The sequence below is a fragment of the Alistipes finegoldii DSM 17242 genome (assembly GCF_000265365.1).
GTDB lineage: Bacteria > Bacteroidota > Bacteroidia > Bacteroidales > Rikenellaceae > Alistipes > Alistipes finegoldii.
Genome location: NC_018011.1, coordinates 3709994 through 3734239, shown reverse-complemented (window position 1 = coordinate 3734239; position 24246 = coordinate 3709994). Strand labels below are relative to the sequence as shown.

The window sequence follows — 24246 nt, the reverse complement described above, 5'->3', positions numbered from 1 at the left end:
CAAAAAGATTTCCGAATTTATGTTGCAATTTCACTTTTTTTATATATAGAAAAACAACGGTTTCCGGACACTCAATTTTAACTCCCTGATATTGAATAATAGAAATATAATTTGTATATTTGCATATAAATTTTTTAAATTAATATACATTTAAATTATAAGTAAAACTAATAATCTTATGGCTAACGAATTAGAACAATCGGTGCTGAAAAAGGCGCAGGCATGGCTTGACGGCCACTATGACGAAGCTACCAAGAAGCAGGTTAAATACCTGATGGACAACGATATGAAAGAACTTGTCGAGAGCTTTTACAAAGACCTCGAATTCGGTACGGGCGGCCTGCGCGGCATCATGGGCGTGGGTTCCAACCGCATGAACGTCTACACGGTAGGCGCTGCCACACAAGGGCTTGCCAACTACCTGCGCAAGAACTTCGCGGGCGAGCAGATCCGGGTCGCCGTGGGCCATGACAGCCGCAATAATTCGCGTATGTTCGCCGAGCGCGTCGCCGACATTTTCGCCTCGAACGGATTCACCGTTTTTCTGTTCGACGCACTGCGTCCGACGCCCGAACTGAGCTTCGCCATCCGCGAGCTGAAATGCCATTCGGGCGTGGTCGTTACCGCTTCGCACAACCCCAAGGAGTACAACGGCTACAAGGCTTATTGGACCGACGGCGCGCAGGTGACCGAGCCGCACGACAAGAACATCATCGCCGAGGTCGCCAAGATTACCGACGTGAACATGATCCAGCTGGGCAAGAACCCGCAGAACATCACGATCCTCGACGAGAAGTTCGACGAAATCTATTTAAATAAGGTGCATGAGCTGTCGCTGTCGCCCGAAAGCGTCAAAAAGCACCACGATATGAAGATCATCTACACCCCGCTGCACGGTTCGGGCGTGCGTCTGGTGCCGGAGTCGCTCAAGAAGTTCGGCTTCACGAACGTGAAGCTCGTGCCGGAGCAGGCCGTTATCGACGGCAACTTCCCCACCGTCGAGTCGCCGAATCCCGAAGAGCGCAAGACCATGTCGATGGCCATCGACCTTGCGGCCAAGGAGGGCGCCGATCTGGTGCTGGCCACGGACCCCGATTCGGACCGCATCGGCGTTGCGCTGCGCAACAAGAAGGGCGAATACGTGCTGCTGAACGGTAATCAGACCCTCGTGCTGCTGCTGAGCTACCAGCTGACTCGCTGGGCCGAGCGCGGCAAGCTGGACGGCAACCAGTATGTCGTGAAGACCATCGTGACCTCGCAGATGGCGAACGCCGTGGCCGACTACTTCAAAGTGAAGTGTTACGACTGCCTGACGGGCTTCAAGTATATCGCCAAGATTATCCGCGAGAACGAGGGCAAGGCCAAATACATCGGCGGCGGCGAGGAGAGCTTCGGCTATCTGGCCGGCGATTACGTACGCGACAAGGACGCCGTGTCGGCCTGCTCGCTGGCGGCCGAGGCGGCGGCTTGGGCCATGGATACGATGGGCCTGACGCTCTACGAGTGGCTGCAGGAGCTTTATGTGAAGTACGGCTTCTTCCGCGAGGGCCTCGTGTCGGTCGTACGCAAGGGCAAGGAGGGCGCCGAGCTGATTCAGAAGATGATGGTCGAATTCCGGGAAAACCCGCCCAAGACCATCGTGGGATCGCCCGTGGTGAAGATCAACGACTTCCTGTCGCTCGAAACGACCGACGTGAAGAGCGGTGCGAAGAGCCCTATCGAGCAGGATAAGAGCAATGTGCTTCAGTGGTTCACCGAGGACGGTTCGATCGTCTCGGTGCGTCCTTCGGGAACGGAGCCCAAGATTAAGTTCTACTTCGGAGTAAAGGCTCCGCTCGAATCGGTCGCCGATTTCGAGCGGGTGCAGGCGGAACTCGACGCCAAGATCGAAGCCATCAAGAAAGACCTCAAACTGGAGTAGCCGCGGCTGCCCAGTCCGACAAAAGCGCCCCGGTCCTCAGGCCGGGGCGCTTTTTGTCATATTACCCCGGTTGGAATTTGCACTTCTAAAAATTTAGTATTACTTTTACTAAAATTTTAGTAGCTTTTGAAATGAAAAATATGTTTATCCGTACGGCGGCTTTGGTTGCGGCATGTATATATATGGGGAGTGCGGCGGCGCAGGAACCCCGCAGGCCTGAAGCGCAGCTGCGCTTCGACGAGGCGCGGCAGGAAGCGATCGCCGATCTGCCCTCCCCCGCTTTTGCGGCCGATTCCTTGGCCGCCGCGCGTCCGTTCGCCTATAAACTCAACCGGCGGCGTACGACCGAAGCTGCGGCATACGATGCGGTGACATTGTGGAACGTGCGTAAGGTGAAGGCTAAAAACCGCCGGATGCGCTTGTCGGACACTACCCGGCGCGAGAAAGTGCGTTTGCTGAAATTCTTTACCGAGCGCAACCGGAAAAAAGGCGTGCGTCCGCACCTGCTGGGCAACGTTGCGGGATATACGTGGGCCGACGACGTATACGACGAACCCGGACACAAGTGGCGCAGCGCCCCAAAGCATATCGCCGCCTACACGCTGCGCGACGAATACGATTCGGTGCGCAGGGCCGGAGGCGAGCTCTCCCTATTCAAGGTTCCCAAGGAACTTTGGCGTACGTTGCCGCCCGACGCCGTTTATCTGCTCGACGGGGAGCGGGTTCCGGGCAGTAGCTTCCAGTTTATCGACGGGCTGATCCTGCGCACGCTCGAAATATACACCGACTCTGCGACGATGGCGCGCTACGGCGCCGGCCGGGGCGTCGTTATCGGGGACATCTATCCCGACCGGGTGCCGCTCGTGGTTTTCAACGGTGCTTTTTCCTCGATCGAATCGTGGCTGAAGATGTGCCGGGCCGATGCCTTCTCGGTGTCGGCGGACGTGCCGATGCACTATTTCTACATGCTTCCCGTCGAAGCCGTGCAGACCTATGGCGTGCGGGGGAAATACGGTGCGATCTGCATCGACATCGTGGAGTGATTTCGGCCCGAAGGATTGCCGACGACGAAGAGTTGCTGGCCCCCGCGCGAAAGCTCGCACCAAACGCGCTGTACCGTGCCGGGCACGTTCCACGGCAATAGCGGAGCGGGCCTGTCGGGAAGTTTAATCCGAGTCGCCGCTCCGCTTGTGTGAGAATGCGCTCCGTCAGAGTTTCGGATTGCTGCGGTGCCGCTCTTTGTCGCGCGAGGTTTTTTTGGCGAAGTTGGCTTCCATGGCCGCCGTGAGGTCCACGCCCGTCTGGTTGGCCAGACACGTCAGCACCCATAATACGTCGGCCATCTCGTCCGCGAGATTGCATTTCTCCCCCTCCTTGAACGACTGGTCGCCGTATTTGCGGGCCATGATGCGGGCCAGCTCCCCTACTTCTTCGGTGAGCACGGCCATGTTGGTCAGTTCGCTGAAATAGCGCACTCCGTACTCTTTGATCCACGCATCGACCCGTCGCTGTAATTCGCTTAGTTCCATTTGTCCGTTGATTTTTCCGAAAGGTACGAAAAAATCCCGCTTTCTCCGTGTCGGGGAAAGCAGGAAAAAGTCATTTTACAATATCCTAATCGGTTGTTTCCGGCTTATTTTATCCGAATCAGGTTCAGGCCGTCCCGCAGCGGTACGATTACGTTTTCGACGCGCGGATCTTCCCGGACCATGCGGTTGAACTCCATCACCGCCTGCGTGTGGCGGTCGTTGTGGGCGATCGGCTGCACGACTTTTCCCGACCAGAGGATGTTGTCGGCGATCAGCACCGAGTCGCTGCGCACCAGCGGACAGCCGCCGTCGTCGCCCATCAGCATCCGGTAGTAGTCCGGGTATTCGCGCTTGTCGCCGTCGATGAATACGAGGTCGAACACACCGCCCAGTCCGGGAGCTATATCCAGCGCCGAACCGATGTGGAGCCGGATGCGGGAGCCGTGCGCGCTGCGGTCGAAGAACGATTGCGCCAGCTCTTCCAGTTCGTCTTCAACCTCGACGGTATGCAGTTCGGCCTCCCCTTCCAGCCCTGCGGCCATGCAGAGGGCCGAGTAACCCGTGAAAGTCCCGATTTCGAGCACCCGCCGCGGGCGTAGCATCCGCACGAGCATTTCCAGCAGGCGGCCCTGAATATGGCCCGACAGCATGCGGGGCTGTATGACCCGCAGGTTGGTCTCGCGGTCCAGTTCGTGCAGCAACTCCTCTTCGGGCGAGGTGTGGTCGCGGATATATTGTTCGAGCGCGTCCATTACTGCCTGCAGAATCCGTATTTGTTGAACTTGTACGATGCCTCGATCCGGTCGGGCGTGTCGGCCTTGAGCGCGAGCAGGCATTCGCGGGTGAATTCGAGATACCCCGTGCCGTTTGCCGTCACGACGTTGCCGTCGCGCACGGCCTGCCGCTCCTCGTAGAGCGCGTCGCCCGTGTAGTTCGCCCCGCCCCACTGTTTCAGCATTTCGACCGTGTTGCCCGTATGCCGTACGCTGTTCAGCAGGCCGTTCGCGGCCATGAACGAAACTGCGTTGCAGATGGCGCCGACGAGAATCCCGCGCTTCAGCGCTTCGCCTGCGAGCGGCGCGATCCGCCGGGCGGCGGCCGACTCCCACTGCATGCCGCCGACCAGAATCAGCCCGGCGCAACTTTCCGGTAGCGTCGAAGCGTCGTAATCGGGCGTTACGCGCAATCCGCCGATCGACCGGACGGACTCTCCGTCGGGAGACATGTATTTTGCGGCGTACGAACCCGGACGGCCCGGCATGACGCCCGAACAAAGGGCCGGGGCGAGGAACGCCGCCTCCCAGTCTGCAAATTCGTCGAGCAGGACGAATACGATCTCTTTTTCCATAACCTTATTTATAAATCAGTCTCGACATGCCGGAGAATACCTCTTCGGCGACTTCGGTCAGCTGCACGGCGGTCAGCGAACGCACCTTGGCGTAGACCTGTTCCATCGTGTCCACGTCGTCGTGCGTCAGGAAACTTTTTCCGGCGCCGAGCATGTAGCCCTCGTTGCTCTCGCTCGAAATGGCGAGCTGGGCGATGAACTGTTTTTTGGCCATCGACAGTTGGCGGCCCGTCAGCGGCGCGGTGCGCAGTTTGCGCAGCTCCCCTTCGATCAGGTCGATGCACTGCGCCGTGTTGCCGTTTTCCGAACTGAAGTAGATGGCCACGATCCCCGTGTCGCTGTAGGGCGTGTAGCTGGCTTCGATGTTGTACGACAGTCCGTTTTTCTCGCGCACCACGACGTTCAGCAGCGAATTGGCGCACGGCCCGCCCAGAATATTGGTCACGAGGGCCAGCGGCAGGCGTTTCTCTTCGCCGATGCCGTACGCGCGGCCGCCGATGATGCAGTGTGTCTGGTGGGTATGCTTCACCACGGTCTTCTCGAACGGCGGCCGGGGTGCGGTCGCGGCCCGGACGAATCCGCGCGTCGTGGCCGCCTGCTGCGCGAAATAGCGCGCCGCGACGGTCTCGGCCGTCTTGGCCGAGAAGTTGCCGATCGAAGAGAAGACCATCTGGTCGGTCGTGTGCGTGCGGCCGGTGAAGGCGCGGATCGCGTCGCCGTCGTAGCGCATGAGCGCGGCTTTGCGGCCCAGAATGTTGTGGCCCAGCTCCGAGCCGGCGAACAGCATCTCTTCGAACGTGTCGTATATCAGGTCGGCGGGCGAGTCCTTGTAGGTGTTGATCTCGTCGGCGATCACCTCCTTTTCGCGTTCCAGCTCCCGGTCGGGGAACGTCGAGCGGAAGGCGATGTCGGCGATCAGCTCGACGGCCTTCGGGAAGTCGCCCCGCAGGGTCGTGGCGTGAATGGTCGTGTCCTCCTTGGTCGTGAAGGCGTTCAGTTCGCCGCCGAGGTTTTCCAGCCGGCAGTTCACCTGCCATGCGCGGCGGCGCCGGGTGCCCTTGAAGAAGGCGTGTTCCGTAAAATGCGCCAGCCCGTACTGGTCGGGGTGTTCGTCGCGGCTTCCGGCATTGACGACCAGCGCACAGTGCGCCACGTTGCTTTTCACCTGACGGTGGATGCCCCGGATGCCGTTGGGTAATCTGTATGTGAAGAATTCCATGATTATAATTTCGTGCGCAGGCTGAGAAATTTGCCCGTATAGCTATCCGGGCACTGTTCCAATGCGCGCGGAGTGCCTTCGAATACGACTCTTCCGCCGCCCGTACCCGCTTCGGGACCGAGATCCACAACCCAGTCGGCGCATTTGATGACGTCCATGTTGTGTTCCACGATGACGATCGTGTGTCCCCGTTCGATCAGCGCGTTGAATGCCGCCAGCAGCTTGTTGATGTCGTGGAAATGAAGTCCCGTCGTCGGTTCGTCGAAGATGAACATCACGCCGCCCTGCGCGCTGTCCTTGGTCAGGAACGACGCCAGCTTCACGCGCTGGCTCTCGCCGCCCGACAGGGTCGAAGAGGACTGGCCCAGCTTGATGTAGCCCAACCCCACGTCCTGCAGCGGTTTGAGCCGCTCGACGATCCGTTTGCAGGTCGAATCCTTCTTCTCCTCGCCGAAGAACGCGATCGCGTCGTCCACGGTCATCTCCAGCACGTCGTAGATCGACTTGCCGCGGTATTTGACTTCGAGTATCTCGTCGCGGAAGCGTTTGCCTCCGCAGGCTTCGCAGACCAGTTCGACGTCGGCCATGAACTGCATCGAGACCTTGATGACCCCTTCGCCCTGACACTCTTCGCAGCGGCCGCCCGCGATGTTGAACGAGAATGCCGAAGCCCCCAGCCCCGTATGTTGGGCGTAGGGCTGGTCGGCGAACAGCCGCCGGATTTCGTCGTAGGCCTTGATGTAGGTCACGGGATTCGAACGCGACGACTTGCCGATGGGGTTCTGGTCGATCATCTCGACCGATTTGAGCAGCTGCACGTCGCCGACGATGCCGTCGAAGTCGCCGGGCTTGACGCCCGTGTCGAAGAGCATGCGCCGCAGCGCCGGATAGAGTATTCCCTTGGCCAGCGACGATTTGCCGCTGCCGCTGACTCCCGTGATGCAGGTCATCACGCCCAGCGGAATCCGCACGTCGATATTGCGCAGGTTGTTCTCGCGGGCGCCTTTTATGACGATCGAACTGCTCCATCCGCGTTCCGCGGCGGGCGGGGCGATCGCGCGGCGGCCCGTCAGGTAATCCGCCGTCAGGCTTTTTTTGTTTTTCAGAAGCTGCGCCAGCGTACCGCTGAAAACCACTTCGCCGCCGTTGTAACCCGCCTTGGGACCGATGTCCACGATGTAGTCGGCGGCGCGGATCACCTCTTCCTCGTGCTCGACGACGATCACCGTGTTGCCCAGATCGCGCAGTTGTCTGAGCACCTTGATAAGCCGGTTGGTGTCGCGCGGATGCAGGCCGATCGAGGGTTCGTCGAGGATGTAGAGCGAGCCGGTGAGGTTGCTGCCCAGCGAGGTCGAGAGGTTGATGCGCTGGCTCTCGCCGCCCGACAGGGTCGATGAAAGCCGGTCGAGCGTCAGATAGCCCAGTCCCACGTCGGTGAGGTATTGCAGGCGGCTGCGGATTTCGATCAGGATGCGGGCCGCGGTTTTCGTGTCGTGTTCGTCGAGCTGCAGTCCGTTGAAGAATACGATCAGCTCGTCCACCGGCATCACCACGAGGTCGGCGATGTTCCGGCCGCCGATGCGGACGTAAAGCGCCTCTTTGCGCAGGCGGCTGCCCCCGCATTCGGGACAGGTCGTCTTGCCCGTATAGCGCGCCTTCATCACGCGGAACTGGATTTTCCGTCGCTCCGAGTCGATGTAGGCGAAGAACTCGTCCAGACCGTGGAAATATTGGTTGCCGCGCCACAACAGCCGTTTCTGCTCCTGCGTCAGCTCGTGAAACGGCGTATGGATCGGGAAATCGAACTTATAGGCGTTCTCCACCAGCTTTTCCTTCCATTTGCGCATGGTCTCGCCCCGCCAGCAGGCGATGGCGTCCTCGTAGATGGTCTTGCCCTTGTCGGGAATCACCAGATCCTCGTCGATGCCGATCACCTTGCCGTATCCCTCGCAGCGGGGACATGCCCCCAGCGGGTTGTTGAAGCTGAAAAGGTGTTCCGACGGATGTTCGAATTCGATGCCGTCCGCCTCGAAGCGCGACGAGAATTCGGCCGCGCCCTTGTCCGAGATGACGGTGCAGATGCCGTCGCCGTAGGAGAAGGCGCGCGCCACGGAGTCGCGGATGCGGGTTTGCGTGTCGTCGTCCGGCGCGATGCGCATGCGGTCGATCACGACCTGAATATCCGCGGCTCCGGTCGTTTCGTCGATCGAGGGGAGTATCTCCTCGATCAGGCGCGTCTGACCGTCGGTGTAGACTCTCATCAGGCCGTCGGAGAGCAGCAGCGTCAGTTTTTCGATGATTCCCTGCCCTTCGGCCAGCACGAGCGGCGCGGCGATGACGGCGCGGCTCCCCTCGCCCAGTTCCTGAATGTATGTCGCCACGTCGTCCACGCTGTAGCAGCGCACCTCCTGTCCCGATACGGGCGAAAAGGTGTGTCCGATGCGGGCGAACAGCAGTTTCAGGTAGTCGTATATCTCGGTTGTCGTGCCCACCGTCGAACGGGGGTTGCGCGTATTGACCTTCTGTTCGATGGCGATGGCCGGCGCGATGCCCGTGATGATGTCCACGTCGGGTTTGTTGATTTTGCCCAGAAACTGCCGGGCATAGGCCGAAAGGCTCTCGACGTAGCGGCGCTGTCCCTCGGCGAAGATGGTGTCGAAGGCCAGCGTCGATTTTCCCGAACCCGAAAGGCCCGTTACGACGACCAGTTTGTCGTGCGGAATCTCGACCTCGATGTTCTTGAGGTTGTGGACCCGCGCGCCTTTGATATAGATGGATTTTTCGTGTGTCATTTCGTATCGCTGAAACCGCGGAATGCGGCGGACCGCATTTCCGGTTTTCGATTTTTAACTTTCGATTCTCAAATGTCCTCGCCGGCGATGCTTCCTCCGGCTTTTTTCAGTTTTTCGGTCAGCTCCCCGGCGCGGCTTTCGCGGATGGTGAGCACCATCGTGCAGAGGTTGTCGAACTCCTGCGATGCGATTTTAGGCTGCTGCTCCTTGATGACGCGCATGATGTCGTTCATGGCGATGTAGGGGAAATCGACGCGGATCGTGCGGTCTACGGTGCGTTCGACGATTCGGGCCGCCGCGATCGCCTCCGCCGCCGATTCCCTGTATGCGGCGATCAGCCCCGGAACCCCCAGTTTCGTGCCGCCGAAGTAGCGGACCACGACGATCAGGCAGTCCGTCAGGTTGTTCGAAAGCAGCTGTCCCAGAATCGGCTTCCCGGCCGTTCCCGACGGTTCTCCGTCGTCGTTGGCCCGGAATGCGGCGCCTCCCGGCCCCAGCCGCCATGCGTAGCAATGGTGCGTCGCGTCGTAGTATTTCTTGCGCAGTCCGTCGAGGATTTCGCGTATCTGCTCCTCCTGCTGCACGGGGTAGGCATAGGCGAGGAACTTGCTGCTCCGCTCCCTCGACGCCGCCTCGGCGGGCGCCGCAATGGTCAGATAGCTGTCCTCCGGTTCCACCCTACCGCACCTTTGTAAACAGACGGTTCCAGCGGATGTTCGCCGGGAACGATTTGTTCGCGTCGAGCGACAGCCAGACGAACGAAGCCTTGCCGACGATATGGTCTTCGGGAACGAAGCCCCAGAACCGCGAGTCGGCCGAATTGTGGCGGTTGTCGCCCATCATCCAATAGTAATCCATGCCGAACGTGTAGCTGTTGGCCTCGGCTCCGTCGATGAATATTTTGCCGTCGTGCTCTTCGAGCGAGTGCCCCTCGTACGTCTCGATGATGCGGCGGAACAGCGGCAGGTTCTCGGCCGTCAGCTCCACCGTCGCGCCTTTCTTGGGCACCCAGATCGGTCCGTAGTTGTCCTGACTCCAGTGCGGCTCCTTCCACTGCGGGAAGACCTCCGTATTGGGGGAGAAAATGTAGCGGCGGACGGAGATCACGTTGTTCAGGGCTTCGATTTTCCCGGCGGCCTCTTCGGTCAGGAACATGTCGTATACCGAGCCGTTGCCCCGGTACTCCGTAATGCCGAGATTCTCGATGGCGTACTGCGAAAGGGGCGACGACACCTGTACTGCGTACTGGTACTGGATGCCCGGAATCCCCTCCTGCGGCGCGCCGTTCACCCACACCTGCCCGTTGCGTATTTCGAGCGAGTCGCCCGGAACGGCCACGCAGCGTTTGATGTAATTCTCCCGTTTGTCCACGGGGCGGCTGATGATGGTGTATTTTTCGGCCAGACGCTTGCGTCCCTCCTCTTTGCCGAACGAATCCTCGTAGCTGCGCAGCACGTCGTAATAGGTGGCGTTCTGATTCTCCAGAAGGACGGTGTCGCCCGCCGGGAAGTTGAAGACCACCACGTCGTTGCGTTTGATTTTGCGCAACCCCTTGAGCCGGTGGTACGGCCACTTGACGGCTTCGGAGAACGATTTTTTGGTCTGCGAGAAGGGCATCGTGTGATGCACGAACGGGAACGACAGCGGCGTGTTGGGCATCTGCGGTCCGTAGGTCACCTTGCTCACATAGAGATAGTCGCCGATCAGCAGCGACTTTTCCATCGACGAGGTCGGGATGACGTACATCTGGAAGACGAAGATATGCACCAGCGAAGCCACGACCGTGGCGAAGATGATGGCGTTTACCCATTCGTATACGGTCTTGTAGACCTTGCTCTGCTGGCACATACGCGCGTTGTGGCACCAGACGTAGCGGTAGAAGAACTTCGTGATGTAGAGGTCGAAGATCACCGCCAGCCCCAGCAGCATCCAGAGATTGCCGGTCCATACGACGAACCAGAGCGTGTAAAGCAGCGAGGCGAGCGCGAAGCCGACCCATTTGTTGCGGAAGAATGCCTTGATTTTTCCCATATTCGTAAATTTATTTCAGCAGGTCGTCCATCGAGTAGACGCCCTGCCTGCCGCATAAGAACTCGGCGGCTATGACAGCCCCCATTGCTAACGTACGGCGGTTCTTAATCGTATGTTTCAGTTCCAGAATATCGTCTGCCGATTCGTAGGTCACGGTGTGTATGCCCGGAACCATGCCTTCGCGCACGGAGCGGATTTCGAGCTGGTCCGCGGCGGCGTCCGCCGGAGTTTCGATCCGGTTCGTCGCGTGTTCGATCCCCGGCGCGTAGTTCACCCACGCGGTCTTGTCGTGCAGCTCCGAGATGACGCCTTCGGCCAGCGTGATGGCCGTGCCGCTCGGAGCGTCCTTCTTCTGGGTGTGATGTACCTCTTCGATCTTCGCGTCATAGCCGCCGACGCGGTCGATCATCGCCGCCAGCTGACGGTTGAGGCGGAACATCAGGTTTACGCCCAGACAATAATTCGAAGTATAGAACAGCGCCCCGCCCTTCTCGCGGCACAATTGCTGCAACTCGCCCAAGCGGTCGGTCCAGCCCGTGGTGCCGCTCACCACGGGAGTCGCGTTTTCGATGCAGGTGCGGATATTGGCGTAGGCCGTCGAGGGCATGGTGAATTCCAGCGCCACGTCCACTCCGGCGAGATTCGCGGCGTTGAGGTCCGCGGCGTTGTCGGTGTCGATCACGAGCGTCACGTCGTGACCGCGTTCGATGAGTATTTTTTCGATCTCGCGGCCCATTTTGCCGTAACCTATGATAGCTGCTTTCATGCTTTCCGTCTTTATTGTCGTGCAAATTCGTACAAAGATAATACAACCCGGCCGCACTGCCAAATTTTTCAACTGCCGCCGCGGGCGCGTTTATCTTTCCAATGGACGCTGAACGGACGAAGAACGGGAAAATATTTTTCTGTTCGGGAAATATTTATTAACTTTAAATGGTTGTTCGATTTTAATTCGAAATGAAAGAAGGCTTTAATCTTTATAGTTTGTAATGAGTATGGAAAAAGAACAGAAAAAGACACGCACCGAGTGCGACCTGCTTGGGTGTGTTGAGGTGCCGGAAAACGTATTGTACGGCGTGCAGACCATGCGCGGGCTGGAGAATTTCCCGATCAGCAAGTTCCGGTTGTGCGAGTATCCCCTCTTTATCCGGGGGCTGGCGATCGTGAAACTGGGCGCCGCCGTCGCCAATCACGACATGGGGCTGCTTTCGGACGAGCTTTTCAACGCCATTTCGCAGGCCTGCCGTGAAATCATGGAGGGCAAATTCCACGAATTCTTCCCCGTGGACATGATTCAGGGCGGTGCGGGCACCACCACCAACATGAACGCCAACGAGGTGATCGCCAACCGTGCGCTGGAGATCATGGGGCACGCGCGCGGCGAATACCAGTACTGCTCGCCCAACGACCATGTCAACTGCTCGCAGTCTACCAACGACGCCTACCCTTCGGCGATCCACCTCGGACTTTATGCCACGCACCTCGAACTGCGCAAACACCTCATGGAGCTGATCGCCTCCTTTGCCCGCAAGGGCGAAGAGTTCGCCCACGTGCTCAAGATGGGCCGCACGCAGTTGCAGGACGCCGTACCGATGACCCTCGGCCAGACTTTCCACGGCTTTGCGAGCGTCCTGCAGGGCGAAGTCGAGAACCTCGACCATGCGGCTTCGGAGTTTCTGTCTATCAACATGGGCGCCACGGCCATCGGTACCGGCATCTGCGCCGAACCGGGCTATGCCGAGCGCTGTACGGCCGCCATCCGGGAGATTACGGGGTGGGACGTGAAACAGGCCGAGGATCTCGTGGGGGCCACTTCGGACACGGTCTGCATGGTCGGCTACTCTTCGGCCATGAAGCGCATCGCCTCGAAGATGAACAAAATCTGCAACGACCTGCGCCTGCTCTCTTCGGGTCCCCGCTGCGGGCTGGGCGAATTCAACCTGCCGGCCCGCCAGCCCGGCTCGTCGATCATGCCCGGCAAGGTCAATCCGGTGATTCCCGAAGTGATGAACCAGATCGCCTTCAAGGTCATCGGCAACGAACTCTGCGTGACGATGGCCGACGAAGCGGCGCAGATGGAGCTCAACGCCATGGAGCCGGTGATGGCCCAGTGCTGTTTCGAGTCCGCCGAACTGCTTGTCAACGGCTTCGACACGCTGCGCATCCGCTGTGTCGAGGGCATCACGGCCAACGAGGAGAGGTGTCTGCAGTACGTGCATAACAGTATCGGCGTGGTGACGGCGCTCAATCCGATCATCGGGTACAAGAATTCGACGAAAATCGCCAAGGAGGCGCTGGAAACCGGGCGCGGCGTTTACGAGCTGGTACTCGAACACGGCATCCTGAGCCGCGAGGAGCTGGACGAGGTGCTGAAACCCGAAAACATGATCCGTCCCGTAAAACTGAATATCAGGCCGCGGCGTTAGAAAATTTTTTGTAATTTTGCGGAAACCTCATTGATCGCCATGCGTTATTTTCTCGAACTTCGGTACAACGGAGCCGCCTACTGCGGCTGGCAGCGCCAGCCCGACATGCCGTCGGTGCAGCAGACGCTGGAGCGGGCGCTCACTACCCTGCTGCGCGAAAAAATCGAGGTGACGGGGGCGGGCCGCACCGATACGGGCGTCAACGCTTCCTATTACGTGGCGCATTTCGACTGTGAGGAACCGGTGCCCGATCCGGCGCAGGTCGTCTACAAACTGAATTTCCTGCTTCCGGGCGATATCGCCGTCGGGAGCATGACGCCCGTCGGAGCGGATGCGCACGCGCGTTTCGCGGCCCGCGAACGCGAATACCGTTACTATATCGAACCGCGCAAGAATCCCTTTACGCGGGATGCGACGTGGCAGTATTACGTGCCGCTGGACATGGAACGGATGAACGAGGCGGCGGCTTCGCTGTTGGAATACGACGACTTCACCTCGTTCGCCAAGCTCAATTCGAACAACAAGACCAATATCTGCCGCATCATGCACGCCGCATGGACGGCCGACGAGCGTGGCGTGCTTTGCTTCACGATCCGCGCCGACCGTTTTCTGCGCAACATGGTCCGGTCGCTGGTCGGGACGCTGGTCGATGTGGGACGCGGGCGCTATACGCCCGACGGCTTCCGCGAGATCGTCGGGAGCCGCGACCTTTCGCGGTCGAGCGGCGGCGCTCCGGCGCAGGGATTGTTTCTGAGCGACGTGGTCTACCCGCCCGGCGTATTCGAACGAAAAACGTTTTACTAAACTCTAATACTTTAAAATTATGATCGGAACTATCATTTGGCTGATCGGTGTCGCCTGCGCAATCTGGTGCGTCATGGACATCTTCAAGAAAAACATTTCGACCGCCGGCAAAGTCATTGCCGCGATCGTGGTACTGCTGACCAGCTGGCTGGGACTTGCGGTCTATTATTTTTACGGCCGCAACCATCTGGAAGAGTGGTTCAGATAAGCTGCGGAGAGTCTCGGAAACGAGACTCTTTTTTTTGTTCCGGGGCGGGGGATGCGTCTCGTGGTTGCGCTTTAAGGCGAGGCCGGCCGCCGCGGATACGAAAACCGCCCCTTCCGGCAGGAGAGGGGCGGTTCTTTTGTTTATCGGCTTGATCTGTTTCGGCCTTACAAATGGATCGCGGCGCCCAGAGCCGCTTCGGCAGCTTCCATGACGCCCTCGTTCATCGTCGGGTGGGCATGGATCGTGCGGGCTATCCGGTGCCCCGTCGCGCCCAGCATCCGTGCCAGCGTCGGCTCGGCGATCATCTCCGTTACGTTCATGCCGACCATGTGGGCGCCCAGCAGCGTGTCGTCCTCGCCGAAGAGGAGTTTCACGAAGCCGTCGCGGTCGCCTGCGGCCGTGGCTTTGCCCGACGCCGTGAAGGGGAAACGCCCCGTCTTGTAGGCGATGCCCCGTTCCTGCGCCTGCTGCTCGGTCATGCCGACCGACGCCACTTCGGGCGAGGTGAAGACGCACGACGGAATGGTCGAATAGTCCACCGGAGCCGGATTGAGGCCGCATATGGCCTCCACGCAGCAGATTCCCTCCGCCGAGGCGACGTGCGCCAGCGCGGGGCCGCCCACGATGTCGCCGATGGCGTAAACGCCCGGAACGTTGGTGCGGTAGAACTGGTCTACGACTACCTTGTCCCGCTCGACGGCGACGCCCAGCTCTTCGAGACCGATATTTTCGATGTTGGATTTGATGCCCACGGCCGAAAGCACGATGTCGGCCGTCAGGGTTTCAGCGCCTTTCTTGCCCTCGATCTCCACCTCGCAGCGGCCTTCCGTATTGACGCGGACCGACTTTACGGTCGTCGATGTCAGCACCGCAGCGCGCAGTTTGCGGAATGCGCGCTCCATGGTCTTCGACACCTCTTCGTCCTCCAGCGGCATCATGCGGGGCATGTACTCCACGACGGTGACTTTGACCCCCAGCGCCGCATAGAACCAAGCGAACTCGCTGCCGATGGCGCCCGAACCCACGACGATCATCGTTTCGGGCAGTTTCGCAAGCGTCAGGGCCTGACGCGACGAGATGACGCGCTCGCCGTCGATGGGCATGAACGCCATTTCGCGCGGGCGCGCCCCCGTGGCCAGAACGATGTGGTCGGCTTCGTACTCCGTGCCGTCCACGTCGAGCTTTCCGGGGGCCGTGAGCCGTCCGAATCCCGGTATGAGGTCGATGTTGTTCTTGCCCAGCAGGAAGGCCACGCCTTTGCTCATGGTCTCGGCCACGCCGCGCGAGCGGGCCACGATTTTTTCCAGATCGGGCTTCACTTCGCCCGTGAGGTCGAGCCCGTAATGTGCGGCCGATTTGCAGTAGGTGTAAACCTGCGCGCTTTTCAGCAGCGCCTTGGTCGGGATGCAGCCCCAGTTGAGGCACACGCCCCCGGCTTCGGCCCGCTCCACGAGCGCCACTTTGCGGCCCAGCTGCGAAGCGCGTATGGCGGCGACGTAGCCGCCCGGTCCGCTTCCCACGACGATAATATCGTATTTCATAATTCGGTTGAATGTTTGTTGTCCGTTACCGTTCCCCTCTCGGTCCGGCCCGTCGGGACGGGATTTGCCGGAAGGGGCTTTGCCGCGTTATTTTACGACCCGGAGGATTTCTCCGTTGTCCTTCGCCACGGCGCGCTTCCATTTCTCGTTGTAACCGGGGAACTGGATCTTGTCGGGAATGTTCCTGCCGTTGCCGTTGTCCACGAAGTGCGCCGGTCCGCCGTCGCCGTCGAGGAAGGTCAGCACGTCGGCTTTCTCGCTCTTGACGTTGCCGTCCATATATTTCACCAGCAGGTATTTGTCCAGCTTAGACCAACGGTCGAACAACTGCTGCGCCGTCGCCGTGCTGAACGCCGTGAGGAACTTGCCGCGCGCTTTGGGCGAGAGCGACAGCGCTTCGGCGTCCACCTCGCGTACGGTTTTCAGCATGCCGTTCTCCCACTTGTCCACGACTTTGCGGATGTCGGCCGAAATCATGTCGTAACGCATGTAGGCGAAGTTGGTGACCCGGTTGAAGAGCCAGAACGCCGCCGTGGGCGAATATTCGAGCATCGAGCCGTTCTGCTCGCTCAGGCATGCGGGAACCTCCTGCGCCGAGCAGTAGATCGGCGTCAGGCACGAAGTCGCCGCGTCGTCCACGCCGAACCAGAGGATGCCCATGTCGGCGGGATTCCACGGCCGGGCCTGCGCCACGAACCAGAATCCGGTCTGCTGCGTAGCCGTCGCGCGTTCGTTGACATAGCTCACGCCGTCCACCTCGAACTCCATCGGACGCCAGCGGTAAGGGCATGCACTGCCGCCCGCGCCGATGTCGGCGGTCATGTCCATCGGGGTTCCCTCGTAATGGTCGCGCATGCAGTCGAAGACCGTTTTGGGCGACACTTTTTCGCGGGGCATGACCCACAGGGGCATGCGGTTCGCGGCGTTGTGGCCCATCGCATAATCCGCGTATCGGTCCATATCGTCGGCCACCGTGCGGAAGAAGGCCCAGACGCGGGCTTCGCAGGCGCGCAGGGCGCCGAAGTCGAGCGGCGCATATGCGTCGCAGAAACTGAAATCCGCGTCGGGGCCGTCGTAATACCCCATTTCGCGGGCGAACGAAACGACGTCGGGCGCGTAAAGGCAGTTTTCGGGGTCGTTCTTCGGGAAGGTCGTGATGCGCGCCTGATTGGCGTGCGCCGAAACATATCCGTCGGGAATGCGGCGTGCGACCCATACGATGCCCTTGTTGGCGTTGCCGCCCTTGCCGTCGGCCTTGTATCCCTTGCCGATCAGCTCCATGATCCACACTTCGTCGCGGTCGACGATCGAGAACGATTCGCCGCTCGACGCATAGCCGTAGGTGTTGGCCAGCTCGGCGATCGTGGCGATGGCCTCGCGGGCCGTCTTCGCACGCTGGAGCGTGATGTAAATCAGCGAACCGTAGTCGATCAGTCCGGTCGAGTCGGCCAGTTCCGGCCGGCCGCCGTATGTCGTCTCGCCGATGATGAGCGAATGTTCGTTCATGTTGCCCACCGTCGAGTAGGTCTCGCGCAGCTGGGGAATGTCGGTCAGATAGCGTCCCGTGTCCCATTCGTAGACGGGCATCATGGTGCCGGCCTTGTGGCTTCCGCCGGGTGTGTGGTACAGCGCGCCGTACAGCGCGTGCGAGTCGGCGGCATAGGAGACCATGGCCGAACCGTCGGTCGAGGCTCCCTTGGTGACGATGAAATTGGTGCAGGCCGCTGCCGCGCCGTAGGCGAATACGGCCGTTGCAGCAAGGCAATAGCGGAGTTTTTTCATAGATTTCTAAGGTTTTGATTCCAAATGTACGAAACAAATCCTAAACGGCAAAACGCCGCGCGGGTGAAAAGCGCGATTTTATTTGGATATAAGGGCGTTAAACCTTATCTTTGCGTCGAATGCGAACCGGTCGTATTCCGGCCCTCCCCCGGTGCCGGAGGATGACAACAGACTGACGACGATGAAGAAATACCTGCTTTTGCTGCTGCTCGGAACTTTCCTCTGCGCATGCAGTTCGGACGACGGCGAAGGAATCCCTTTCGTAACCGACGTGGTGATGCCCTCCGAGGCGCGGACGTTCGCCCCCGGCGACGAGGTGACCGTTTCGGCCAAAGGATTCGAAGCCGGCGACGACATCATGCTGCGCATCGCGTGGCCCCTGACCAACGCGGCGATCAGCGAAGGCTACGCCGACGGCGTCTGGGGCGTAGTGACCTCCCGCACCGAGTCGAGCATCACGTTCCTCGCTCCCGGCGGCTATCCTGCGGGTACGGCCGAGGTGAAGCTTTTCCGCCGCGGCAAAGCCATGCCGCTCGGCAGGATCTCCGTTTCCGACGGCACGCCACCTGCGTCGTATACGCTCTACGGGGTTTGCAATGACGATACGGGCGAGGTCGCAATCAGCGAATTCGACATGCAAACGGGCGAAATCGTCCGCACCGAACGGTTCCCCGGCAGCCACTTCATCCATCCGGTGAACCGCCCCGGTTCGAACTGCATCTTCGGACTCTCGCTCGACGGCGGAAAACGGTCGGCCGCCTTCTACGACCTGACGATGCGCTATTTCAGAAATTCCGGCGGCGACCGTGTCGTGACGACCGGCGTGCTGCCCAATTCGGAAGCCGCCTACCTGTTGTGCGAAGACAATTACTGCATCATTCTGGGCATGACCGAAACCCGCACCAGCGTCGTCGTGCCGCCTTCGTGGCGGATGCCGGAGGGTATCGGCGCCGGAATGCTGACCGGCAGTCCCTTCGTGATGAACAGCGACGGCTATGTGATGCTCTCCGTGAACAACGCCGAGGGATGCTATACGCCGATGGTGTTCGGCATGCGTTCGGCAGGCGCCGAAGCGCGGCTCGGCGATCCGGTCTATGCCGACGGGATGATCCCCTTCTGGATCGTGGAATCCGCGTCCGATGCCGCCGGACCGAAACACTCCGTCTGCTGCGGCTATGCCGTGGTGAAGGACGGCGCGACGGAACTCCGGCTGTACGATCCCGTGGCGATGACCTTCGGAGAGGTGCTGGCGGCAGTGCCGGCCGCCGTACGCTCGGTAACGGCCGTGACCTTCCCCGACAGCGATATTCAGGATCGTATTTACATGCTCTGCGACTTGGGCGACGGCGGAAGCCGGGTGCAGGTCTACGACCGTGCGGCGAAGTCGCTCGACATCTTTTCCGGGACCGTTTACTGTACGGAAATCGTGCTGGTGCGCTGATCCTGCGGGAAAATAACGGCATGCAGGCCCGGAATTTTTCCGGGCTTGTTCCGTCTTGTACGAATTTTGCGTATTTTTACGCATCGAAATCAAGCTTACTATGTCTATAGCATGTCAATTATCGTTCGTGCGCAGCACGCTGCCCGAAGACGTCACGCTGGTCGCCGTGTCGAAGACCCACCCCGTGGAGGCGATACGCGAAGCCTACGACGCGGGACACCGCGTCTTCGGCGAGAGCCGTCCGCAGGAGCTGCGCGAAAAATACGAGGCGCTGCCCCAAGATATCGAGTGGCACATGATCGGCCACCTGCAGACCAACAAGATCAAATATATTGCGCCGTTCGTCTCGCTGATCCATTCGGTGGACAGCGCGCGTCTGGCCGAAGCCATCCAGCGCGAGGCCGCCAAATGCGGCCGCACGATCGAGATTTTGCTGGAGATACATGTCGCCGACGAAGAGACCAAGTCGGGCTGGGAGATCGGGGAGCTTATGCGGTATGTCGGCACGGCGCCCTTCGCCCGGATGCCCGATGTCTGCGTCCGCGGCGTGATGGGCATTGCGACCAATACCGACGACGGGGAGGTTATCCGCCGGGATTTCACGGAGCTGAAACGCTGTTTCGACCTTTTGCAGCCCTATTTCGGGGCGCGGTTCAACGTGTTGTCGATGGGCATGTCGCACGACTACCCCTTCGCCGTCGAATGCGGGTCGAACATGGTGCGCGTCGGGTCGCTGATTTTCGGGGAGAGGGACTACGCGAAGTAAACGGAGAAGCCGTCCGTTCCGGCCGCGGTAAATCCCCGGAGGTGCGCAGGAGCGGGATTATAAACGGCGGACAGCCGGAATGAAGCCTAAATTTGAAAAATGAATCGTATTATGAAGGTAGGATTTATCGGATTCGGAAATATGGCGCAGGCTCTTGCCGAAGGGTTTGCCGCGACGGGGGCGTTGAAGCCCTGCCAGATCGGCGCCTGCGCCCGCGACCGGGCCAAACTGCGGCGCAATACGGAGCCGAAAGGCTTTCTGGCTTTCGACGATGCCGCCCGTGTCGCGGAGTTCGCCGACATGGTGATCGTAGCCGTGAAACCCCATCAGGTCGAAGCGGTTTTGTCGCCCGTGAAGGAGCTGCTGGCCGGGAAAATCGTCGTTTCGGTGGCTGCCGGCATGACGTTCGGAAAGTACGAAACCATACTTGCGCCCGGAACGCACCATCTCAGTACGGTTCCCAACACGCCGGTCGCCGTCGGCGAGGGAATCGTTGTCTGCGAACGTCTCCACTCGCTCTCCGATGCCGAGTGGAAAGAGACGGAGCGGCTGTTTTCGCACGTCGGGCTGGTGATGCAGGTCGATACTCCCCTGCTGGGACTTGCCGGGACGATCTGCGGCTGCGGTCCCGCGTTCGTGGCGATGTTCATCGAAGCGCTCGCCGACGCCGCCGTCAAACACGGCATCGCACGCGCCGACGCCTACCGCATGGTCAGCCAGATGGTCGTCGGCACGGGCAAATTGCAGCTGGCGACGGGACAGCATCCCGGCGCGATGAAGGATGCGGTTTGTTCGCCCGGCGGCACGACGATCGTCGGCGTCGCCGAACTCGAACGCAAAGGTTTCCGCGGCGCGGTGATCGACGCCGTGGACGCGATTCAGAACAAAAAGTAATCGGATTTTATCTAAAAAAGCCCGGACCGGACGTCCGGGCTTTTTTGTCTGTCATGTCAGTGTGCAGGAGCGCCGCGAAGGACGTGTCGTGCGCGTTCGACCGGACTTGGATGCCGGCGCTTGTCTTGTGACTGCGGCGGGGGTATGTCCGGAGCGGACGTTACTTTGCGGTACGCGGGTTTGCGACCGAGTCGCGGACGATCCTTTCAGGCGGCAGTTGCAGTTGCGTCCGGCAGCGTACCTCCTCCCGGATGCTCTCCAGCAGCAGCCTGACGGCTGTTTTTCCGATCTCTTCGACGGGCTGGCCGATGCGGGTTATGGCCGGAACCAGAAAATCCAGATAGGGATTGTCGTCGAACGACACCACGGAAATATCTTCGGGGATCCGCAAACCCGATTCGCGTATGGCTTTGACCGCGCCGAGCAGGATCGTATTGCTCAGGGCGAATATCGCCGTGGGGCGGTCGGGACCTGCCACGGCGAGCTTGGTCTGCCGGTAGCCGTTCTCCAGCGAGAATGCGTCGCCGGTTATGATGGCTTCCTCCTGCAGTCCCGCTTGTCGGAGCGCGTCGAGATAACCCTGCACGCGCCGGCGGTTCGGCATCGAATGGGGAACGCCCTGTATGCAGGCGATTCTGCGGTGTCCTCTCTGCAGCAGAATCCGGGTCGCCTCCACGCCTCCGCGGTAGTTGTCGGTGCAGACGTACGGCAGCGAGGTGCGCTCGAAACTGCGGTCCACCAGCATGACGGGAACCGAGCGGTCCACCTTTTCGAGGTGGTCGGGCGTCCGGCCGCACGGAACGGCCACGATGCCGTCCACCCGGCGCGAAAGCATCGTCCGGATGCCCTCCTGCTCGTTTTCTTCGTTCTCCATGGTATCGACCACCATTACCGTATATCCGTGGCTGCGGGCTTCCCGGATGATGGCGCTGGCGATGTCGGCGAAATAGGGGTTCGACACCTGCGGAATCAGTAAGCCCAGCGTATTGGTGCGCTTCATGCGCAGTCCTTTCGCCAGAAGGCTCGGCGTGTAGTCGCACCGTCTGGCTTCGGCGAGGATCAGCTCGACGGTTTTCCGGCTGATGCGGTATTTCTCCGCCTGTCCGTTCAGCACCCGCGAAACGGTCGATATGGCGAATCCGGTCCGTTTGGATATGGTGACCAGCGTCTCTTTCATGCGGCGTTCTGTTATATTATCTTATCTTATGGCTGCCGGAACCCGTATGGCTGCCGGCCCCGTTTCCGGTCCTTCCGGTCCTTCCGGTCTGCTCCCCGGTCTGTCCCCGGTCTGCTCTTTAACTTGCTCTCCGACCTGCTTCCCGACCTGCTCTTCAACCGGCTCTCCGGCCGGCAGTCCCGCCTGCCCGAATAGGCCGGTGCGTATTGTTGCCCGGTTTTTGTTCCGAACAAAAGTAGCCATTTTTTCGGATGCGGCAAGAAAATAATGATAGGCATATGAAAAAATACCATAAAAAAGCTTGCAATTTTCTTTTATTGTCTTTATACTTGCATATGTGATTGCACAAACGATTGCGCAACACTTGACATTGATAATCTGAAATTATAACCTATGGAAAAAATTGTGATTGTCGGCAGCGCCAATACCGACCTGATCGTCCGGGCCGACCGGATTCCGTCGCCCGGCGAGACCGTTCTCGGCGGCGAATTCCGGATCGTTTCCGGCGGCAAAGGCGCCAATCAGGCCGTCGCCGTCGCGCGGCTGGGCGGCGACGCCCTTTTCGTGGCGCGTATCGGGACCGACCTTTTCGGAGATGAGCTGATGGCCCGCTACACCGCGGAAAAGATGGATACTTCGCATGTCGTCCGCGATTCTCAGGCCCCTACGGGTGTGGCGCTCATCACGGTCGATAATTCGGCCGAAAACTGCATCGTCGTGGCTCCCGGTGCGAATGCGCGGCTTTCCAGAAAGGATATCGACGACGTCCGGCCCGAACTGGCGAAGGCCGGCTATCTGCTGATCCAGCTCGAAATACCGCTCGAAACCGTGGAATACGCGATACAGACCGCCGCCGAATTGGGCGTGAGGGTGATTCTCAATCCGGCGCCTGCGGCGCAGATCGACGAAAAGTACCTGAAATACGTCTACCTCCTTACGCCCAACGAGTCGGAGTGCGCCCTGCTTACGGGACGTCCCGTACTGAACGGGACGGATGCGGCAGCCGCAGCGGAGACGCTGTTGAACAAGGGGGTGAAGAACGTGATCGTCACCTGCGGTTCGCGCGGCGCGCTCGTGAAAAATGCCGATACCTGCGCCGTGGTGCCCGCATGCCGTGTTTCGGCGGTCGATACGACCGCGGCGGGCGACGTTTTCAACGGGGCGCTGACCGTGGCGCTGGCGGAAGGCTTGCCGCTCTTGGACGCCGCGCGCTTCGCCACCCACGCCGCCGCCCTCTCGGTGACCCGCATCGGGGCGCAAAGCTCGATTCCGACGCGCCGCGAAGTGGACGACGCCCGTTTTGCGAATAACGGCCGATCCGCCGACCGAATGACAACCCTTTAAAACTTCGAATATGTTTGTAGTAAACAATTATGCGACAGCCGTGATACTCTGCATTGTCACGATGCTGTGCTGGGGCTCGTGGGGCAACACCCAGAAACTGGCAGGCAGGACATGGCGTTATGAACTCTTCTACTGGGACTATGTCGTCGGCATGCTCCTTTTTTCGCTGATCCTCTGCTTTACGCTGGGCAGCATCGGCAGCGAAGGGCGTCCCTTCCTCGAAGATCTCGCGCAGGCTGCGCCCAAGGCCCTCGGCAGCGTACTGCTCGGCGGCGTCATCTTCAACGCCTCGAACATCCTGCTTTCCGCCTCCGTGTCGCTGGCCGGACTGGCCGTTGCCTTTCCGCTGGGCGTGGGTCTGGCGTTGGTGTTGGGCGTGGTCATCAATTACATGGGAGCGCCGAAGGGCGACCCCGTCATTCTGTTCCTCGGCGTGGTGCTGATTGTCATCGCCATCGTCTGCAACGGAATCGCTTCAGGACGGGTCCGGAAGGAGCCGGGTTCCTCGGCGCAAAACCGCAAAGGCATTCTGCTGGCGGTGCTGGCCGGCGTCCTGATGTCGTTCTTCTACCGCTTCGTGGGCGCGGCGATGGACCTCGACAACTTCGAATCCCCCACCCCCGGCATGCTGACGCCCTATTCGGCGATCTTCATCTTCTCGGTGGGCGTTCTGCTGAGCAACTTCGTCTTCAACACGCTCGTCATGAAACGGCCCTTCGTCGGTACGCCGGTCGGTTACGACGCCTATTTCAAAGGCTCGGCCCGCACCCATTTGGTCGGGATGCTGGGCGGCGCGGTCTGGTGTCTGGGTACGGCGTTCAGCTATATCGCCGCAGGTAAGGCCGGGGCCGCCATTTCCTATGCGCTGGGACAGGGTGCGCCGATGGTCGCCGCCGTCTGGGGCGTTTTCGTCTGAAAGGAGTTCCGGGGCGCGGGCCGCTCGGTGGGCTGGCTGCTGGCGGTCATGTTCCTCTTCTTTATTCTCGGTCTGGCATGTGTCATTCTCTCCGGAGGCAACTGAAT

At 60.1% G+C, this 24246-nt stretch carries 20 protein-coding genes and 1 pseudogene; 10 read left to right on the top strand and 11 right to left on the bottom strand.

Annotated features, from left to right (window positions below):
- Window positions 1–178: 178 nt before the first annotated feature.
- Together ALFI_RS16125 and ALFI_RS16120 are read left to right on the top strand one after the other, a co-directional pair.
- A complete protein-coding gene (locus ALFI_RS16125; protein ID WP_014776601.1) occupies window positions 179–1921 on the top strand; it encodes a phospho-sugar mutase in 1743 nt (580 codons plus the stop codon).
- A 131-nt stretch (window positions 1922–2052) separates the two neighbouring features.
- Window positions 2053–2964 carry a hypothetical protein gene (locus ALFI_RS16120; protein WP_227042145.1) on the top strand — a complete coding sequence of 304 codons (912 nt, stop codon included), beginning with the start codon at window positions 2053–2055 and terminating at the stop codon, window positions 2962–2964.
- Window positions 2965–3129: 165 nt separating this feature from the next.
- On the opposite strand, the gene ALFI_RS16115 is transcribed toward ALFI_RS16120, so the two are convergent.
- From ALFI_RS16115 to dapB, 8 genes are all read right to left on the bottom strand, one after another.
- Entirely contained in the window at window positions 3130–3450 is a 321-nt protein-coding gene (locus ALFI_RS16115) for a nucleotide pyrophosphohydrolase (RefSeq protein ID WP_009598235.1), read from the bottom strand.
- Between the two features lie 104 nt (window positions 3451–3554).
- A complete protein-coding gene (locus ALFI_RS16110) occupies window positions 3555–4202 on the bottom strand; it encodes an O-methyltransferase (protein ID WP_009598302.1) in 648 nt (215 codons plus the stop codon).
- Window positions 4202–4798 carry a type 1 glutamine amidotransferase family protein gene (locus ALFI_RS16105; protein ID WP_014776600.1) on the bottom strand — a complete coding sequence of 199 codons (597 nt, stop codon included), beginning with the start codon at window positions 4796–4798 and terminating at the stop codon, window positions 4202–4204. The genes ALFI_RS16110 and ALFI_RS16105 overlap by 1 nt, the downstream gene beginning before the upstream one ends.
- Window positions 4799–4802: 4 nt before the next feature.
- Window positions 4803–6017 carry a M16 family metallopeptidase gene (locus tag ALFI_RS16100; RefSeq protein WP_014776599.1) on the bottom strand — a complete coding sequence of 405 codons (1215 nt, stop codon included), beginning with the start codon at window positions 6015–6017 and terminating at the stop codon, window positions 4803–4805.
- A 2-nt stretch (window positions 6018–6019) separates the two neighbouring features.
- Window positions 6020–8809: an excinuclease ABC subunit UvrA gene (gene uvrA / locus ALFI_RS16095; RefSeq protein WP_014776598.1), complete on the bottom strand. Its 2790-nt coding sequence runs from the start codon at window positions 8807–8809 to the stop codon at window positions 6020–6022.
- Between the two features lie 68 nt (window positions 8810–8877).
- Window positions 8878–9486, bottom strand: a complete 609-nt coding sequence (locus tag ALFI_RS16090) for an IMPACT family protein (protein WP_014776597.1) — start codon at window positions 9484–9486, stop codon at window positions 8878–8880.
- 1 nt (window position 9487) lies between these two features.
- Complete coding sequence (lepB, locus tag ALFI_RS16085) at window positions 9488–10840, bottom strand: signal peptidase I (protein ID WP_014776596.1); 1353 nt, start codon at window positions 10838–10840, stop codon at window positions 9488–9490.
- A gap of 10 nt (window positions 10841–10850) precedes the next feature.
- Window positions 10851–11606, bottom strand: a complete 756-nt coding sequence (gene dapB / locus ALFI_RS16080) for a 4-hydroxy-tetrahydrodipicolinate reductase (protein ID WP_014776595.1) — start codon at window positions 11604–11606, stop codon at window positions 10851–10853.
- Between the two features lie 229 nt (window positions 11607–11835).
- Here dapB and ALFI_RS16075 point away from each other — a divergent pair, with 229 nt between their 5' ends.
- Genes ALFI_RS16075 through ALFI_RS16065 form a run of 3 tightly spaced genes read left to right on the top strand, consistent with a single transcriptional unit; the run spans window position 11836 to window position 14278 of the window.
- On the top strand, window positions 11836–13266 hold the full coding sequence (locus ALFI_RS16075) for an aspartate ammonia-lyase (protein ID WP_042494236.1): 1431 nt from the start codon (window positions 11836–11838) through the stop codon (window positions 13264–13266).
- A 39-nt stretch (window positions 13267–13305) separates the two neighbouring features.
- Complete coding sequence (gene truA / locus ALFI_RS16070) at window positions 13306–14070, top strand: tRNA pseudouridine(38-40) synthase TruA (RefSeq protein WP_014776593.1); 765 nt, start codon at window positions 13306–13308, stop codon at window positions 14068–14070.
- A 19-nt stretch (window positions 14071–14089) separates the two neighbouring features.
- Window positions 14090–14278: a PLDc N-terminal domain-containing protein gene (locus tag ALFI_RS16065; protein ID WP_014776592.1), complete on the top strand. Its 189-nt coding sequence runs from the start codon at window positions 14090–14092 to the stop codon at window positions 14276–14278.
- 164 nt (window positions 14279–14442) lie between these two features.
- Here the strand turns inward: ALFI_RS16065 and lpdA are convergent, their stop codons facing one another.
- Window positions 14443–15819: a dihydrolipoyl dehydrogenase gene (gene lpdA, locus ALFI_RS16060; RefSeq protein WP_014776591.1), complete on the bottom strand. Its 1377-nt coding sequence runs from the start codon at window positions 15817–15819 to the stop codon at window positions 14443–14445.
- A gap of 87 nt (window positions 15820–15906) precedes the next feature.
- Complete coding sequence (locus ALFI_RS16055) at window positions 15907–17601, bottom strand: C69 family dipeptidase (protein WP_014776590.1); 1695 nt, start codon at window positions 17599–17601, stop codon at window positions 15907–15909.
- A gap of 181 nt (window positions 17602–17782) precedes the next feature.
- Here ALFI_RS16055 and ALFI_RS16050 point away from each other — a divergent pair, with 181 nt between their 5' ends.
- The 3 genes from ALFI_RS16050 (at window position 17783) to proC (ending at window position 20702) form a co-directional block, all read left to right on the top strand.
- A complete protein-coding gene (locus ALFI_RS16050) occupies window positions 17783–19042 on the top strand; it encodes a WD40-like domain containing protein (protein WP_042493859.1) in 1260 nt (419 codons plus the stop codon).
- 100 nt (window positions 19043–19142) lie between these two features.
- Window positions 19143–19808: a YggS family pyridoxal phosphate-dependent enzyme gene (locus tag ALFI_RS16045; protein ID WP_009598301.1), complete on the top strand. Its 666-nt coding sequence runs from the start codon at window positions 19143–19145 to the stop codon at window positions 19806–19808.
- A gap of 111 nt (window positions 19809–19919) precedes the next feature.
- Entirely contained in the window at window positions 19920–20702 is a 783-nt protein-coding gene (gene proC / locus ALFI_RS16040; RefSeq protein ID WP_014776588.1) for a pyrroline-5-carboxylate reductase, read from the top strand.
- Window positions 20703–20862: 160 nt separating this feature from the next.
- Here proC and ALFI_RS16035 read toward each other — a convergent pair whose 3' ends face one another.
- Window positions 20863–21879, bottom strand: coding sequence for a LacI family DNA-binding transcriptional regulator (locus ALFI_RS16035; protein ID WP_014776587.1), 1017 nt, complete (start codon window positions 21877–21879; stop codon window positions 20863–20865).
- 393 nt (window positions 21880–22272) lie between these two features.
- Here ALFI_RS16035 and rbsK point away from each other — a divergent pair, with 393 nt between their 5' ends.
- On the top strand, window positions 22273–23223 hold the full coding sequence (gene rbsK, locus ALFI_RS16025) for a ribokinase (RefSeq protein WP_014776585.1): 951 nt from the start codon (window positions 22273–22275) through the stop codon (window positions 23221–23223).
- 10 nt (window positions 23224–23233) lie between these two features.
- Window positions 23234–24244, top strand: a pseudogene (locus tag ALFI_RS16020) (multidrug DMT transporter permease).
- Window positions 24245–24246: the final 2 nt, after the last annotated feature.